This window comes from Cupriavidus taiwanensis, from assembly GCF_900249755.1.
Lineage (GTDB): Bacteria > Pseudomonadota > Gammaproteobacteria > Burkholderiales > Burkholderiaceae > Cupriavidus > Cupriavidus taiwanensis_D.
Window position 1 is genome coordinate 2261852 of sequence record NZ_LT976854.1, and the last position, 16775, is coordinate 2278626.

12 protein-coding genes are annotated in these 16775 nt (G+C 69.0%); 5 read left to right on the forward strand and 7 right to left on the reverse strand.

The features are described from left to right. Positions 1-97 precede the first annotated feature (97 nt). On the forward strand, positions 98-1576 hold the full coding sequence (locus CBM2594_RS25710; protein ID WP_174079133.1) for an AMP nucleosidase: 1479 nt from the start codon (positions 98-100) through the stop codon (positions 1574-1576). Positions 1577-1653: 77 nt separating this feature from the next. Here CBM2594_RS25710 and CBM2594_RS25715 read toward each other — a convergent pair whose 3' ends face one another. Next, complete coding sequence (locus CBM2594_RS25715) at positions 1654-2295, reverse strand: OmpW/AlkL family protein (RefSeq protein WP_116359572.1); 642 nt, start codon at positions 2293-2295, stop codon at positions 1654-1656. A 356-nt stretch (positions 2296-2651) separates the two neighbouring features. Next, positions 2652-4361, reverse strand: a complete 1710-nt coding sequence (leuA, locus tag CBM2594_RS25720; protein WP_116359573.1) for a 2-isopropylmalate synthase — start codon at positions 4359-4361, stop codon at positions 2652-2654. Positions 4362-4984: 623 nt separating this feature from the next. Here leuA and CBM2594_RS25725 point away from each other — a divergent pair. Next, positions 4985-6331: a hypothetical protein gene (locus CBM2594_RS25725; RefSeq protein WP_232346754.1), complete on the forward strand. Its 1347-nt coding sequence runs from the start codon at positions 4985-4987 to the stop codon at positions 6329-6331. 486 nt (positions 6332-6817) lie between these two features. Here CBM2594_RS25725 and CBM2594_RS25730 read toward each other — a convergent pair whose 3' ends face one another. From CBM2594_RS25730 to CBM2594_RS25745, 4 genes are all read right to left on the reverse strand, one after another. Then, on the reverse strand, positions 6818-7129 hold the full coding sequence (locus CBM2594_RS25730) for a DUF6587 family protein (protein ID WP_116359575.1): 312 nt from the start codon (positions 7127-7129) through the stop codon (positions 6818-6820). Positions 7130-7143: 14 nt separating this feature from the next. Further along, positions 7144-8997 carry a ferrous iron transport protein B gene (gene feoB, locus CBM2594_RS25735; RefSeq protein WP_116359576.1) on the reverse strand — a complete coding sequence of 618 codons (1854 nt, stop codon included), beginning with the start codon at positions 8995-8997 and terminating at the stop codon, positions 7144-7146. 14 nt (positions 8998-9011) lie between these two features. Beyond that, positions 9012-9323 carry a FeoA family protein gene (locus tag CBM2594_RS25740; protein ID WP_116359577.1) on the reverse strand — a complete coding sequence of 104 codons (312 nt, stop codon included), beginning with the start codon at positions 9321-9323 and terminating at the stop codon, positions 9012-9014. Positions 9324-9691: 368 nt separating this feature from the next. After that, complete coding sequence (locus tag CBM2594_RS25745) at positions 9692-10630, reverse strand: LysR substrate-binding domain-containing protein (protein WP_116359578.1); 939 nt, start codon at positions 10628-10630, stop codon at positions 9692-9694. A gap of 120 nt (positions 10631-10750) precedes the next feature. Between CBM2594_RS25745 and CBM2594_RS25750 the strand changes: the two genes are divergently transcribed. From CBM2594_RS25750 to CBM2594_RS25760, 3 genes are all read left to right on the forward strand, one after another. Next, a complete protein-coding gene (locus CBM2594_RS25750) occupies positions 10751-12544 on the forward strand; it encodes an acyl-CoA dehydrogenase family protein (RefSeq protein ID WP_116359579.1) in 1794 nt (597 codons plus the stop codon). Between the two features lie 223 nt (positions 12545-12767). Continuing rightward, positions 12768-13742 (forward strand): Bug family tripartite tricarboxylate transporter substrate binding protein, encoded by a 975-nt coding sequence (locus CBM2594_RS25755; RefSeq protein WP_116359580.1) that lies wholly within the window; start codon positions 12768-12770, stop codon positions 13740-13742. Between the two features lie 22 nt (positions 13743-13764). Further along, the gene (locus CBM2594_RS25760) at positions 13765-14886 is read left to right on the forward strand and encodes a CaiB/BaiF CoA transferase family protein (protein ID WP_116359581.1); all 1122 of its coding nucleotides are present in this window, start codon (positions 13765-13767) and stop codon (positions 14884-14886) included. Positions 14887-14957: 71 nt separating this feature from the next. Here the strand turns inward: CBM2594_RS25760 and CBM2594_RS25765 are convergent, their stop codons facing one another. Continuing rightward, the gene (locus CBM2594_RS25765; protein WP_116359582.1) at positions 14958-16667 is read right to left on the reverse strand and encodes a lactate permease LctP family transporter; all 1710 of its coding nucleotides are present in this window, start codon (positions 16665-16667) and stop codon (positions 14958-14960) included. Between the last annotated feature and the right edge of the window lie 108 nt (positions 16668-16775).

The window sequence follows — 16775 nt, forward strand, 5'->3', positions numbered from 1 at the left end:
GGCGGAGTGTAGCGAGCGTGCGCTGGCGCGTCAATTTGGCTTCCGGCGGGGTGGGGCACCGCTCACGGTGGCGCGCCGGCGCGGTATCATCGCTTCCATGAACGCCCCCGTCTTTTCCTCCGCGCATCCGGCCGACCAGCTTGCCGAGTTCACTGACGCGGATGCGGCGGTCGCCCGCATCCGCGAGATCTACGAGGCATCGGTCGGCGCCGTGCGCGCGCGCTTCGATGCCTTCGCCAGCGGCAAGCCGCTGCCCTCGGCCGCGCATGCGTGCTATCCGTACCTGGGCATCTCGGTCAATATCGAGACCATGGTCACCGACAGCCGCCCCTCCTGGGGCACGGTGGCGTACCCCGGCGTCTACGGCACCACGGTGACGCGCCCCGACCTGCTGGCCGACTACTACCGCGACCAGATCGAGCGGCTGATGCGCTATCACCGCGTGCCGGTGGTGGTGGGCCTGAGCCGGCGCCCGATCCCGCTGCCGTTCGTGATCGAGGCCTCGACCACCGACATCAGCTACACCCAGGCGCGCGAGCTGGAAGCGTCGTTCGTGCTGCCCGAACTGAACCGCATCGACGACGGCATCGCCAACGGCACCTACGAGCCGGTGCCCGGCGAAGCCTGGCCGCTGTCGCTGTTCCCCGCCGAGCGCGTGGACCTGGCATTGCAGCGGCTCTACCACTACACCGGCACCGCGCCGCAGCACTTCCAGCGCTTCGTGCTGTTCACCAACTACCAGCGCTATGTCGATGAATTCGTCGCGCTGGGCCGCGCGCTGATGAGCGACGGCGACGGCGGCGGCTACACCCGCTTCGTCGAGCCTGGCGACGTGGTGCAGGACCTGGGCGCGCCCGAGCCCGACGACGCCACGCGTCCGCGCGTGCTGCCGCAGATGCCGGCCTACCACCTGGTGCGCGGCGACAAGCTGGGCGTGACGCTGGTGAATATCGGGGTGGGGCCGTCCAACGCCAAGACCATGACCGACCACCTCGCCGTGCTGCGCCCGCACTGCTGGCTGATGGTGGGCCACTGCGGCGGCCTGCGCCGCTCGCAGCAGCTGGGCGACTACGTGCTCGCGCACGCGTACGTGCGCGACGACCACGTGCTCGACCACGACCTGCCGCCCTGGGTGCCGGTGCCGCCCATCGCCGAGATCCAGGTGGCGCTGCAAGAGGCCGTGGCGCGCGTGACCGGGCTGTCGGGCAACGAGATGAAGACCCGCATGCGCACCGGCACGGTGGTATCGACCGACGACCGCAACTGGGAACTGAAGTCCAAGTCGCTGTACGCGCGCTTCAACCAGTCGCGCGCGATCGCCATCGACATGGAGAGCGCCGCGGTGGCCGCCAACGGCTTCCGGCTGCGCGTGCCGTATGGCACGCTGCTGTGCGTGTCGGACAAGCCGCTGCATGGCGAACTGAAGCTGCGCGGCATGGCCAACGCGTTCTACCGCCAGCGCGTCAGCCAGCATATGACCATCGGCCTGGAGGCGATCCGCATCCTGCGCGAGAACGGTGTCGAGCAGCTGCATTCGCGCAAGCTGCGCAGCTTTGACGAGCCGGCGTTCCGGTAGCGGTCCGCAACGCATTCCCCTGAAATGCAAAAGGCCGGCGCCCATCGGACGCCGGCCTTTTTCATGAGGTAGCGGGATCAGAACCGATACCCGACGCCAACGCTGAACAGCCACGGATCCAGGCTTACCTTGGAGACCTTGACGTCCCCCGCCTTGACGTCGCTCGACAGCCAGATCTTCTTGATGTCGGCGTTCAGGAACCAGTTCTTGGTCAGCTTGTAGTCCATGCCGACCTGCAGCGCGGGCCCCACGCTCCAGCTATCGAGCTGCAACGCATTGTTGGCGATGTTCTCGCCCCAGATGCGGGTGAAGTTCAGGCCCGCGCCGATATACGGGCGGAAGGTGCCGTTGGGAATGAAGTGGTATTGCACCAGCAGCGTCGGTGGCAGGTGCTTGAAGGTGCCGACCTTATTGCCGTCGAGGTAGACGTTCTGCTTCTGCGGCACCGTCAGCACCAGTTCGGCGGCAATGTTCGGTGTGAAGAAGTAGGTGACGTCGAGCTCGGGGATCCACTTGTTGTTGACCGTGATGCGGTCCGACGGGCCGACGCCGCCGACCGGGTCGGAGCTGTTGGCCATGTCGAGGTAGGTGCCGCGCAGCCGCACCATCCAGTTGCCTTGCGCGTCGTCCGCGGCGGCGGCGGGCGTGGTGAACGCGCCGAGCATGGCGCAGGCGGCGATGGCCGAACAGGTGGCGGTGCGAAGAGACAGTGTTTTCATGGGTCTGCTTGGTTTGTGATCGAATCCGGCGCCCAGTGTGGCGGAGCGCGCCAGCGCGGGTCTTGACACAAAACAAGCGGAACCAAATGGTGCGTGCGGCGTCGCGAGGGCGCTACAGCGTGGCCACGCGCGGCGTGGCTTCGGACGCCGCTTCTAACCACATGCGAAATGATTCGTAGCGCGGCAGGATCCTGCCGCTTACGCTGTGCGAAAGATCCGAGCACGCGCAACGCGTTGTGCGGATCGGCACCAGGCATGTCGTGGGCGTCCGCAAGGGCGTCTTTCCGGGTGTGCCCCGTGGGGGCGGGGCACACCGGTTTTCTTGCGGGACTTCAGGCGTCAGGCTGCGTCGGTCGTCAAGCCTCGGCGGCCACGCCGGCCGGTGCGGTACGTGCCGTTTGAGCGCTGGCACCAAAGCCCGCCTGCAGGTGCCGGTTCACGCCCGAGAGCACCGCGCGCAGCGAAGCGCTGACGAGGCTGGCATCGATGCCCGCGCCGAAGCCGGTCGGCGAATCGCCCACGCGCAATTCCACGTAGCAAGCTGCGCGCGCATCGGCGCCGGCGGTCATCGCATGCTCGTGGTAGTCCATCACGCGTACCGGCAGGTCCAGCGCATCAATGAAGGCGTCGATGGGGCCGTTGCCGCTGCCGCGCACGCTGCAGGGCCGGCCGTCGCGCACCATCTGCACCGTGATCACGGTGGCGCCGGTACTGTCGGATGCCAGCTGGTGCGAGACATATTGCAGCGGCGTTTCGCGCGCGAGGTACTCGCGCTGGAACAGGCCATACAGGTCGTCCGCGCTCGCCTCCAGCCCGGTGCCGTCGGTCATGGCCTGCACCGCGCGGCTGAACTCGATCTGCAGGCGGCGCGGCAGGTAGAGGCCGTGCACCTGCTCCAGCAGGTAAGCCATGCCGCCCTTGCCCGACTGGCTGTTGACGCGGATCACCGCGTCGTAGCTGCGGCCCAGGTCGGCCGGGTCGATCGGCAGGTAGGGCACTTCCCAGATGCGGTCCGGCTGCTGCTGCGCGAAGCCCTTGCGGATCGCATCCTGGTGCGAACCCGAGAACGCGGTGAACACCAGGTCGCCCACATACGGATGGCGCGGATGCACCGGCAACTGGTTGCAGTGCTCCACGCACTGGCGCACCGCATCGATATCGGAGAAGTCCAGCCCCGGCGCCACGCCCTGCGTATAGAGGTTCAGCGCCAGTGTCACCAGGTCGACGTTGCCGGTGCGCTCGCCGTTGCCGAAGAGGCAGCCCTCGACGCGGTCGGCGCCCGCCATCAGCGCCAGCTCGGCGGCCGCCACCGCGGTGCCGCGGTCATTGTGCGGATGCACCGACAGCGCGATATGCGCGCGCCGCGCGAGGCGGCGGTGCATCCATTCGATCTGGTCGGCGAACACGTTGGGCGTGCTGCATTCCACCGTGGTCGGCAGGTTCAGGATCATCGGGCGGTCCGGGCCGGCCTGCCACGCGGCCGACACCGCGTCGCTGACTTCCAGCGAGAAATCGAGCTCGGCCAGGCTGAAGGTCTCGGGCGAATACTCGTAGGTCCAGGCGGTCCCGGGCATGGCGTCGGTCAGCGACTTGATCAGGCGCGTGCCCGCTACCGCGACTTCGCGGATCTCGTCGCGCGAGGCATTGAAGACGATGCGCCGCCACGCCGGTGCGATCGGGTTGTACAGGTGCACGATGGCGCGGGCCGCGCCGCGCACCGATTCGACGGTACGGCGGATCAGGTCCTCGCGCGACTGCGTCAGCACGACGATGGTGACGTCGTCGGGGATGCGGCGTTCTTCGATCAGCATGCGCACGAAATCGAAGTCGGTCTGCGACGCGGCGGGGAACGCCACTTCGATTTCCTTCAGGCCGATCTTCACCAGCTGTTCGAAGAAGCGCAGCTTGCGCGCCGGGTTCATCGGCTCGATCAGGGCCTGGTTGCCGTCGCGCAGGTCGGTGCTCATCCAGCGCGGCGCGCGCGTGATGGTGCGGCCGGGCCAGGTGCGGTCAGGGAGGTCGACGGTGGCGGCGGGGCGGTACTTGGTGGCGGGATTGCCGAGCATACGGGGTCTCCTTCCTCGCAAGGGAAGATGAAAGATGGAACAAGGGAAAAAGCGTGGCGAAAGGCTGCCGAACTGCCACGGGGCCCTAGGCCCGGCAACCGATCGGTAGGCTTAGCAGTAGCGAGGAAGCGCGCAGGGCGCGGCCCGATGCCAGCACAGCCAGCACGCGTGCGCGGGCGGCGATGCGGGACGCATCGGCAGCCTGGCAGTGAGTGCTGGAGTAACGGTTCATCGTGGCAGGAGAGAGGGGGCCGCAGCCGCTCCGGTGGGTGCGCACGCAGCGCAAGTCCATATGACCGGGCAAGGTTAGTCGACAAGCCCGGACCCGGTCAAGCGCGGGGCGCGTGCCGCTGTGCGCAGCGATCGATCGTGGCCCGATCGGGGGAGCGGCCGCAACGGCTTGCGCCAAATGGCTGGGACCTGCGCGCCGCAGCGCGTGGCGAGCTGTCTTTGCCTCGCCCGTATGGCGCTGTCACTGCGCTGCCACTGCGCTGAATGGATGAATCGCGGCGATGTTCTGTGCGCTGCACCTCAGTCGTCTGGCTGGTACTGCGCGGGCCGCTTTGTGCCTAGGCTGATAGCGCGGGAAAAACACGACTGGGGGGAACATCATGAGACTGAGAATGTGGGCATCCTGGCTGGCGGGTCCGGCCGCGGCCTTGTTGATGGCGGCATGCGGCGGTGGCGGCGGCGGCAGCGCACCCGCCGCGCCGGCATCGGGCGGCACGGCCACGCCGCTGACCTATACCGCGAAGATGAGCGTGACCTCGGGCGAGGTCGGCGTCGGCCGCACGCTGACCATCAGCGCGCTGGCCGTCGACAGCAACGGCGTCGACGTATCGGGCAGCACGACCTTCAACTGGACCAGCACCGACAGCGCCGTCGCCACCGTCGAGCCAAGCGCCGGCACGCCGGGCAGCGCCGTGGTCAAGGGCGTGGCGCCGGGCACCACCACCGTGCAGGTGGTCGCCACCGTGCGCGGCACCGACAACAGCACCGTGCAGCTGCCCGCGCAGTCGGCCACCATCACCGTGGTGGCGGCGTCGGCCCAGAGCTACACGCTGTCGATGCCGGCCACCAGCCTGTCGATGAGCGACGGCCAGGAACTGCCGCTCAAGGTGACGCTGCTCGACAGCAACGGCAGCGATGTGTCGGCCAGCGTCAACAGCTGGGCCTGGTCCAGCAGCGGCACCGCGGTCCAGGTCACGGCCAGCCAGAACAGCGCCACGCTGAAGGCCAGCAACGGCTCGCCCTCGACCGCGGCGACGGCCAGCGTGTCGGTGTCGGTGACTGCGCCTGACGGCCATGCGCTGGCCGGCGTGATCGCCGTGATGGTGCAGAAGAACGGCGCCGCGGCCTATCGCGTGGTGACCACCAAGGGCGGACGCGAAGTCAACGCGCTGCAGGTGTTCAGCAATCGTCCGGACACCTTCACCGCGCGCGTGCTGCGCCACGACGGCCAGGACGTGACCGCGGACTTCGACGGCAGCTGGAGCTACACCGCAAGCTCGGCCACGCTGTCCGCCACGGAAGCGCCGGGTACGCATGACGCCACGGTACGCACCAGCCTGGCCGGCGACACTGGTCCGGTACAGAGCAGCCTGACGGTGACCGCGGTCAGCAGCAAGCTTGGCGAGCGCCGCAGCGCCACGCTGACGGTGACGGAGAACCCGCTGTGGGCACTGGTGGGCGACAACCAGGATCCGATGACACTGCTGCTGCTGGCGCCGATGCCAATCGAGGTGACCGCGCGCATGAAGCACCTGGGCGAGGATGCGCAGTTCACCGCGTGCAAGGACTGGGCATGGTCCAGCACCGGGCCGGTGTCGCTGAGCCCGAGCATGGTGATGCTGCCCAACCAGGTGCGCGCCAGCGGCACCGGGCCCGGCGACTTCACCATCACCGCGACGTGCACCGCGGTCGCGGACAATACGCCGCTGAAGGTGGTTTTCCATGGGACGGTGAAGTAAGGGCTGGTATCCCGCGGCTGGTGAAACGCCCTCCGGATGGAGGGCGTTTTGCATTGCGGAGACACCGATGGTTTGCTCCCCTCTCCCGCTTGCAGGAGAGGGGCCGGGGGAGAGGGCGGGCGCGTGCCATAGCGACAGCCTTCACTTCGTCGAGACTCCCGGCCCTCACCCCAACCCTCTCCCGCAAGCGGGAGAGGGAGCACACAAACGGCAAGCCAGAGACCATCGATCAAGGCAAAGCGTACCCGTTTCTGCGTGCCCGCTTTCGCTCCTTTCCAGCCTGCGCAGCGGCCGAGCGCGCAAAGCGTACCCAATTCTGCGTGCCAGTGCGCAAGGCTTGCCAGAGGCTGTATCAACGAGCACCAAGGCCTGCGCCGACGCTTGCGGCCAGGCCCGCACGCGCGCCATCCGCCGCTTGCCGCGCCATGCGGCAGCAGCGGGCGTACCCGTTTCTGCGTGGAAAATGAGGAAGGAGAAAAGCGCGCTTCAGCGCTTGCGCACGAAGCGCACCACCTGCTCGGCAGGCTTGTCCTGGCTGGCGGGCGTACTGGTATTGGCGCCGCAGGTATTGCAGCCACCGTCATCGCAGCCGCTGGCGCAGCCCGCCGCGGCTTGCGGTGCCAGCCAGCGTGCCATCCGGCCGCGCCAGCCGGCGGCACCGGGGCCGCCCAGGCGCGTTGCCAGCGCCGCCTTGACGCGCTCGCGCGTGCGCGGCGCGTAGCGTGCCACCACCGACACCGCGCAAGCCAGCACGATCAGCGGGACCAGCAGGGTTTCGATGGCGTGGTAGAGGGTCATGGCGGCGGCCGGCCTCAGCTGAACATCAGCGCGACGCGGTAGGTCACGAACGCGGCCAGGTAGGCCAGCCCGGTCAGGTAGGCGGCCGACAGCGCCATCACCTTCCACGAGGCGGTCTCGCGCCGGATCACCGCCAGCGTGGAGATGCACTGCGGCGCGAACACGTACCACGCCAGCAGCGACAGCGCGGTGGCCAGCGACCATTGCGCCGCGATCATCGGCGCCAGCTGCGTGGCCACGGTTTCCTCGCTGCCCGACAGCGCGTAGACGGTGGCCAGCGCCCCCACGGCGACTTCGCGCGCGGCCAGGCCCGGCACCAGCGCAATGCAGATCTGCCAGTTGAAGCCCACCGGCGCGAACACCTTCTGCAGCGCATGGCCGATCATGCCGGCAAAGCTGTAGTCGATGGCCGGCGCGGTCGCGCCCTCGGGCGCGGACGGAAAGGTCGACAGGAACCACAGCAGCACGGTCAGCGCCAGGATCACCTTGCCCACGCGCGACAGGAAGATGCGGGCCCGCTCCCACAGGCCGATGGCCACGTCGCGCGGGTTCGGGATGCGGTACGAGGGCAGCTCCATCAGCAGCGGATGGTCGGTGCGGTCGCGGCGCAGGAACTTGAGCGCGTAGGCCACCACCAGCGCGCTGACGATGCCGGCCACGTACAGCGCGAACAGCACCAGCCCCTGCAGGTTGAACAGGCCCATCACGGTGCGCTCGGGGATGAAGGCGCCGATCAGCAGCGCATACACCGGCAGCCGTGCCGAGCACGTCATCAGCGGCGCCACCAGGATGGTGGTGAGCCGGTCGCGCGGGTCCTGGATGGTGCGCGTGGCCATGATGCCGGGGATGGCGCAGGCAAAGCTGGACAGCAGCGGGATGAACGAGCGCCCCGACAGCCCCGCGCCCATCATCAGGCGGTCGAGCAGGAACGCGGCGCGCGGCAGGTAGCCGGATTCTTCCAGCGTCAGGATGAACAGAAACAGGATCAGGATCTGCGGCAGGAACACCACCACGCTGCCCAGCCCGGCGACCAGCCCATCGACCAGCAGGCTCTTGAGCATGCCGTCGGGCAGCCACGCGCCCAGCATCTCGCCGGCCCAGTGCACGCCGCCCTCGATGCCGTCCATCAGCGGCTCGGCCCACGAGAACACCGCCTGGAACATCAGGAACAGCAGCACCGCCAGCAGCAGCAGGCCGAACACCGGGTGCAGCACGATGCGGTCGATGCGGTCGTCCAGCGCGGCGGTGCGCGCCGGCATGGTCACGGCGGCCGCCAGCAGGCGGTTGACTTCGGCATGCACGTCGAAGTCGCCGGCTTGCGCAGCTGCCGGCGGTGCCGGCGGCAGCGTCGCGTCGAGCAGGCTCACCAGCGCCGCGGCACCGTCGCGCCGGACCGCGACGGTGCTGACCACCGGCACGCCGAGCGCGGCCGACAGCTGCTCGCGGTCGATCTGGATGCCGCGCCGCGCGGCCGCGTCGCTCATATTGAGCACCACCACCATCGGCAGCCCCAGCTGGCGCAGTTCCAGCACGAAGCGCAGGTGCAGGCGCAGGTTGGTGGCGTCGACCACCGATACCAGCAGGTCCGGGCGCGCTTCGCCGGGGCGCTGGCCCAGGCAGACATCGCGCGTGATGGCTTCATCCAGGCTGGCCGCATGCAGGCTGTAGGCGCCGGGCAGGTCCAGGATGCGCACCTGGCGCCCGGCCGGCGAGACGAAATAGCCTTCCTTGCGCTCGACGGTGACGCCCGCGTAGTTGGCCACCTTCTGGCGGCTGCCGGTCAGGCGGTTGAACAGTGCGGTCTTGCCGCAATTGGGATTGCCGACCAGCGCAATGCGCAGGGCCGAAGGGGAAGCAGCTGCAGACATAATCCGGGGAAGGCTCAGGCGGTCCGCTTGGCGGACGGTTGGGCAGTCTCGTCGCCCTGCGCGGCGGGGGCGATGCGGGTGACCGAGGCGCTGGCGATTGCCACGCCGATGCGCGCCGCCTCCGCGCGGCGCAGCGCAAAGCGGGTGAAGCCCACCTGCGCCACCAGCGGGTCCATGCCGAACGGCCCGTAGGCGATGATCTGCACGGCTTCGCCGGGAACGAAGCCCAGTTCGCGCAGGCGGCGCGCGACCGGATCCCCGGGGGTGGCGTCGTCCACCGATTGCACTACGGCGGGCGTGCGCCGTGGAAGTTCAGACAACCGCATCATGCTTCCAGTCCGTGGCGCGGCCTGCCGCCAAGCGGTCGGTGCGACCGCGCCGGGGTATGTAAATGAAAATCGTTTTCATTGTATCGCAAATGAGGCGTTGCGTTGCCCCCTCAAAGGGCGGGCACGCCAGCCTTGCCGCGCGCCGGGCACGGCAGGAGGCGAATGATAACCGCTAAGGGGGCGTCGCTGAGCGCGTGTCGACGCTGGCGCGCCGCTATCCAGCCGACGCAGCGGCGGTTCGGCAATGCAACACCGAATCCGCGCGCTTCCGGCAATCGCGCGCAATTACTGCATTTGCGTTATGGCTGCCGTAAGCCGGCGGCGTTAAGCTCACTGCACGCTGAACACCCCGTTCCACGCGTACTTCACAAGCCATCGGTCCCTGGACCGGTGGCTTTTTCTATATGGCTGCGCTTCAGGTCCGCCGCCGCCGTCCCCGCCACCATGGCGACGAAGTGGTCGCGCGCCGGATGGTCCGGCGCCGTCTTCCAGGCGCAATAGACTTCCGATCGCACCGCCGCGTCCGCCAGCGGCCGGAACGCCGCGCCGGCCATGCCCGAGCGCGCCAGCGCCGCCGGCACCACCGCCACCCCCATGCCCTGCGACACCAGCGACACCACCGACAGCCAGTGCCGCACCTCATGCCGGATCTGCGGCGAGAAGCCTTGCGCGGCGCACATGTCGAAGATGCGGCTGTAATAGTCCGGCGAGGCCTTGCGCGAGAACAGCACGAAGGGCTCGCCGCGCAAGGCCGTCAATGGCACCTCCGCCAGCGCGGCCAGCGGGTGTTCGGCCGGCAGGCAGCAGACGAAGGGCTCGCTGTGCACCAGCGTGGCCTGCAGCGTGTCCGGTACCCGGCCGGTGTGGATGAAGGCGGCGTCGAGTTCGTCATGCAGCAGCGCGTCGATCTGCTCCTGCGAGTTCAGTTCGGTCAGCGCCACGTGAATGCCGGGGTAGGCGGCCTGGAACTCGCGCAGCGTCTGCGGCAGACCGCGGTACAGCATCGAGCCGACAAAGCCCACGCGCAGGCGCCCGATCGCGCCGGCTTCGATCTCGCGCGCCAGCACCCGCGCGGCCTCGGCCTGCGCCAGCAGCGCCGTGGCGGATTCCCGGAAGGCGCGCCCGGCCGCGGTCAGCCGCACGCCGCGGCTGTCGCGGTCGAACAGCCGCGCCCCGACCGAGGCCTCGAGCTGCTGGATATTGAGCGACAGCGGCGGCTGCGAAATGGCCAGCCGGCGCGCGGCGCGGCCGAAGTGCAGTTCCTCGGCCAGCACGAGGAAGTAACGCAGGTGGCGGAATTCCATGGCGATACAGAAATTATATGGATCAAGCCAATTTTAGAATTAGACGCGAATCCATGGGGTTTGAATAATGGAGGCCAAAGGGGCCGCAGGCCGGCACCCGCCCAAACCAGGAGACCAGCCATGCCATCCAGCGCCGTGCGCGACATCCCCCAACAGCATCAGGCCGCGGCCGCCGTTCACCCGGTGCCCGACCGCCAGGGCGGCAGCCTGTTCGCCGCCGACCCCGACCTGCGCGCGCTGCTGCCGCTGTACCTGCCGCCCGACCTGTTCAACCACCTGTTGCCGCACCTCGAGCGCATGGGCGCACTGGCCGGCGGCGTGCTCGACGAACTGGCCGGCGTGGCCGACCGCAACCCGCCTGAACTCACCTACCGCACCCGCGCCGGCGTCGATGCGCAGCGCATCGACAAGCACCCGGCCTATGTGCAGATGGAGCGCGTGGCCTTTGCCGAATTCGGCCTTGCCGCGGCGTCGCACCGCGGCGGCGTGCTGGGCTGGGACAAGCCCATGCCGCCGGCGGCCAAGTACGCGCTCACCTATCTGTTCGTGCAGGCGGAGTTCGCCCTGTGCTGCCCGCTGTCGATGACCGATTCGCTGACGCGCACGCTGCGCAAGTTCGGCGACCCGGCGCTGGTCGAACGCTTCCTGCCCAACCTGACCACGCAGGTCTTTGACGACCTGTACCAGGGCGCGATGTTCATGACCGAGCAGGGCGCCGGCTCCGACGTGGCCGCCACCGCCACGCGCGCGGTGCGCGATCCGTCCGCCGAAGGCGGCTGGCGCCTGCTCGGCGACAAGTGGTTCTGCTCCAACCCCGATGCCGCGCTGGCGATGGTGCTGGCGCGCGTGGAGGACGAGGCCGGCAACGCCGTGCCCGGCCACAAGGGCGTGTCGCTGTTCCTGCTGCCGCGCACGCTGGCCGACGGCAGCGCCAACCACTACCGCATCATCCGGCTCAAGGACAAGCTGGGCACGCGCTCGATGGCCAGCGGCGAGATCCGGCTGGAGGGTGCGCACGCTTACCTGGTCGGCGAGCCCGGCCGCGGCTTCGTGCAGATGGCCGACATGATCAACAACTCGCGCCTGTCCAACGGCGTGCGCGCCGCCGGGCTGATGCGCCGCGCGCTGACCGAAGGCCTGTTTATCGCGCGCGCGCGCCAGGCCTTCGGCAAGCGCCTGCAGGACATGCCGCTGATGCGCCGCCAGCTGCTCAAGCTGACGCTGCCCACCGAGCAGGCCCGCACCATGGTGTTCCAGACCGCCGAGGCGCTGCGCCGCGCCGACGCCGGCGAGCCCGACGCCTACCCGCTGATGCGCATCCTGACCCCGCTGATCAAGTTCCGCGCCTGCCGCGACGCGCGCAAGGTCACCGGCGATGCGATGGAAATCCGCGGCGGCTGCGGCTATATCGAGGAATGGAGCGACCCGCGCCTGGTGCGCGACGCCCACCTCGGCTCGATCTGGGAAGGCACCAGCAATATCGTCGCGCTCGACGTGCTGCGCGCGGTGCGGCGCGAAGGCGCGCTGCCGGTGCTGCAGGCGCACCTGGCCGCGCTGCTGGCCGATACCCCGATGCATGCCGGTGCCCGCGCCGTGTTCGACGGCGCCATCGCCACCGCCGCGAAGCTGGCCGCGCAGGCCGCCGCGGCCGGCGCCGAGGGCGAGCTGCTGGCGCGCCAGGCAGCCTCGGCGCTGTACCACGTGACCAGCGCGGTGGCGATGGCCTGGGAAGCCGGACGCATCGGCTCGGTGCGCCGCATGCGGCTGGCGCAGCTAGTGCTGCGCCACCGCGTACTGCCGCAGGACCCGCTGGCGGCAAGCGCCGAACCGGAGTGGCTGGCGGAAACGGTGGCGCCAGCTGCTGACGGCGTGGTGCGCGCAGCCGGCGCGGTGGCAGACGTCAGCGTGTTCTGACACCGCCAACCCGAACCCACGGTCTGCTCCCCTCTCCCGCTTGCGGGAGAGGGGCCGGGGGTGAAGGCAGGCGCTGGCATACCGACAGCATGAACTTCGTTTGACGCTCCCGCCCTCAACCCAACCCTCTCCCGCAAGCGGGAGAGGGAGCACCCCCACCACGAGAAGACGCCCCAACCCATCCCGCCCCCGCGGGAGACGTCCTACACCAGGAGACAACGCCATGAAACTCTGGCACCGCGTCGCGGCCATCGCCGCGTGTTCGCTGTTTATCGCCCCCGCCTTCGCGCAGAAAGACTTCCCGTCCAAGCCGATCATGATGGTGGTCACCTACCCGCCGGGCGGCCCCACCGATGCCATGGCGCGCACGCTGGCCGCCGCGCTCAAGACCAGCCTGGGCCAGCCGGTTGTCGTGGAGAACCGCGCCGGCGCCGGCGGCAATATCGGCGCCGAGGCCGTGGCGCGCGCCGAGCCCGACGGCTACACGCTGATGTTCGGCACCTCGGCGCCGCTGGCGATCAACGTCAGCCTGTACCGCAAGATCAATTACGACCCGGTCAAGAGCTTCGCCCCGGTGATCCAGATCGGGCAGCTGCCCAACGTGCTGGTGGTCAATCCGTCGGTGCCGGCGAAGAACGTCAATGAGCTGATCGCCTATGGCAAGGCCAACCCGGGCAAGCTGACCTATGCCTCGTCCGGCAATGGCGCTTCGTCTCACCTGGCGGGCGTGCTGTTCAACAACGTCACCGGCACCGATTTCCAGCACATCCCGTACAAGGGCACCGGCCCCGCGCTGAACGACCTGCTGGGCGGCCAAGTCAGCATGACCTTTACCGACGTGCTGACCGCGATGCCCTTCATCAAGAGCGGCAAGGTGCGCGCGCTGGGCGTGACCACCAAGGCGCGCTCGCAGGCGCTGCCGGAGGTGCCGACCGTGGCCGAGCAGGGCGTGCCGGGATTCGATGTATCGGTGTTCTTCGGCGTGGTCGCGCCGGCCGGCACGCCGCCAGAGGTGATCGGCAAGCTCAACCGCGCCTTTGCCGATGCGCTGAAGCAGCCCGACGTGCGCAAGACGCTGCAGGCGCAAGGGCTGGAATTCGCGCCGTCGACCACGCCGGAACAGCTTGGCGGCTTCGTCAAGGCCGAGGTCGGCAAGTGGCGCGCCGTGGTGCAGAAGTCCGGCGCCCAGCTCGACTGACAACGCTCAAGGGAAAACAGCCATGACCCAAACCAGCCCCGGCGCGCTTGCCGGCATCCGCGTGGTCGACCTGTCGCGCATCCTGGGCGGCCCGTACTGCGGCCAGATCCTGGGCGACCACGGCGCCGACGTGCTCAAGATCGAACCGCCGCAGGGCGACGACACCCGTACCTGGGGGCCGCCGTTCAAGGACGGCGTGGCGTCCTACTACTTCGGCCTGAACCGCAACAAGCGCGTGATGCGGCTGGACCTGGCCGCCGCGGCCGACCGCGAGGTGCTGCTGGCCCTGCTGGCCGAGGCCGACGTGCTGGTCGAGAATTTCAAGACCGGCACGCTGGAGAAGTGGGGACTGGGCTATGACGCGCTGTCCGAGCGCTTCCCGCGGCTGGTGCATTGCCGCGTGTCGGGCTTCGGCGCCGACGGCCCGCTGGGCGGCCTGCCCGGCTACGATGCCGCGATCCAGGCCATGTCCGGCATCCTCAGCATCAACGGCGAGGCCGATGGCGATCCGCTGCGCGTGGGTTTGCCGGTGGTCGACATGGTGACCGGCCTCAACGCCGTGATCGGCGTGCTGCTGGCGCTGCAGGAGCGCGCGCGCAGCGGCCGCGGGCAGTTCGTCGAAGCCGCGCTGTATGACTCGGGACTGTCGCTGCTGCATCCGCATGCGGCCAACTGGTTCATGAGCGGCAAGACGCCGCAGCGCACCGGCAACGCGCATCCCAACATCTATCCGTACGACACCGTCGCCACCGCCACCGACCCGGTCTTCCTGGCGGTCGGCAATGACCGGCAGTTTCGCATCCTGTGCGATCACCTGCAGCTGCCGGCGCTGGCCGACGACGCGCGCTACGCCACCGCCGGCGCGCGTTCGGTCAATCGCGTGGCGCTGAAGGCCGAGCTGGAAGCCAGCATGCGCACGCTCGACGGCAAGGCGCTGGCGGATGCGCTGGTGGCTGCCGGCGTGCCATGCGCGCCGGTGCTGTCGGTGGCCGATGCCTTGCAGCATCCGCATACGCGGCATCGCGGGATGGTGGTGGAGATGGAGGGCGGGTACCAGGGCCTGGGCGCGCCGGTGAAGCTGAGCCGGACGCCGGCGACGTACCGGCATGCGCCGCTCAGCGAGGGCGACGCATTCCTCGAGTAGCTGCAACCGCGCTGGTTTGCTCCCCTCTCCCGCAAGCGGGAGAGGGAGCACGCGATCGGTGAGGTTCAGTGTCACCCCGGAATCATCCCCGGCAACCAATACGCCTGCACCATCGTCATCACCCCGATGATCACCGCGAACAGCAGGCTGTGTTTCACGGTGAAGCGGAACAGCTCCGATTCCTTGCCCACCAGCCCGGTCGCCGCGCAGGCGACCGCGATCGATTGCGGCGAGATCATCTTGGCGGTGACGCCGCCGGTGGTGTTGGCCGCGACCATCAGCGTGTCGGACACGCCGATCTGGTGCGCGGTGGTGTTCTGCAGCGCGCAGAAGAGCGCATTGGACGAGGTGTCGGAGCCCGTCAGGAACACGCCCAGCCAGCCCAGGAACGGCGAGAAGAACGGGAACGCCGCACCGGTGCCGGCCAGCAGCAGCGCCAGCGTCGACGACATGCCGGAGTAGTTGGCGACAAAGGCGAACGCCAGCACCAGCCCGATCGACAGCACCGGGCGCGCCAGTTCCACCAGCGTTTCCCCGAACGTGGCCAGCAGGTCGCGCGGCTTCATGCGCAGCAGCACGGCCGAGACCAGCGCGGTCAGCAGGATCGCGGTGCCGACCGCGGAGAGCAGGTCGATCTTCAGCACCGCGTCATAGGCCTTGGGCGTGGCGACGATCGGCGCGGCCTTGATCACCAGCTGGTCCAGCCCCGGGATCCTGAACTTCAGCACGGTGCCGGCCAGCGCGCCGTTGGCGGCGAACAGCGCCTTGAACGGCTGCAGGCTCCACACCGTGACGATCGCGGTCAGGATGCCGAACGGCGCCCACGCGCGCAGCGTTTGCGCCAGCGTGTAGGGCGAAGCCTTGCGGCTCGGCATCGCGCCTCCGAAGCCGCCGCCAAAACCTGCCAGCGCGACCGTGCCGCCGCTGACGTTGCCAGCGCTGCCGCCGGCGCGTTGCGATGCGCTGCGCGGCTGCCACACCTTCAGGAACGCCGCCAGCGATACCAGGCTGACCAGCGCCGAGGTGATGTCCGGCAGTTCCGGCCCGATATGGTTGGAGGTGAAGTACTGCGTCACGGCGAAGCTGCCGCCGCATACCAGCGCCGCCGGCCAGGTTTCGCGCACGCCCTTGGCGCCGTCCATCATGAACACCAGCCAGAACGGCACCAGCAGCGACAGCAGCGGCAGCTGGCGCCCGGCCATGGCACCGATATGGAAGGGATCGATGCCCGTCACCTGCCCGGCGACGATGATGGGAATGCCCATCGCGCCGAACGCCACCGGCGCGGTATTGGCGATCAGGCACAGCCCGGCCGCGTACAGCGGGTTGAAGCCCAGCCCCACCAGCAGCGCCGCGGTGATCGCCACCGGCGCGCCGAATCCCGCCGCACCCTCCAGGAAGGCGCCGAAGGCAAAGCCGATCAGCAGCATCTGCAGGCGCTGGTCGTCGGTGATCGACAGCACCGAGGCGCGGATCACGTCGAACTGGCCGGTCTTGACCACGATCTTGTAGAGGAACACCGCGGTCACGATGATCCACGCAATCGGCCACAGCCCGTAGGCAAAGCCGAAGCCGGCCGAGGCCAGCGCCTGCTGCACGGGCATGCCGTAGGCAAACACCGCCACCGCCAGCGCCAGCAGCAGCGTCACCGCCGCGGCGACGTGGCCCTTTATGCGCCACACCGCGAGCGCGATGAAGAAGAACAGGATGGGGATGGCTGCCGCCAGCGACGACAGCCACAGGCTGCCTAGTGGTGTGTAGAGTTGGGTCCAGGGTTGCAAGGTGGGTCTCCTGATTTGGTGGTGGTTCGGGATAGCTTTGTTGTCTTGGGAAAAGCGTGAGGGCGTCGACTCGCGCGCTTGTGTACTCCCTCTCCCGCAAGCGGGAGA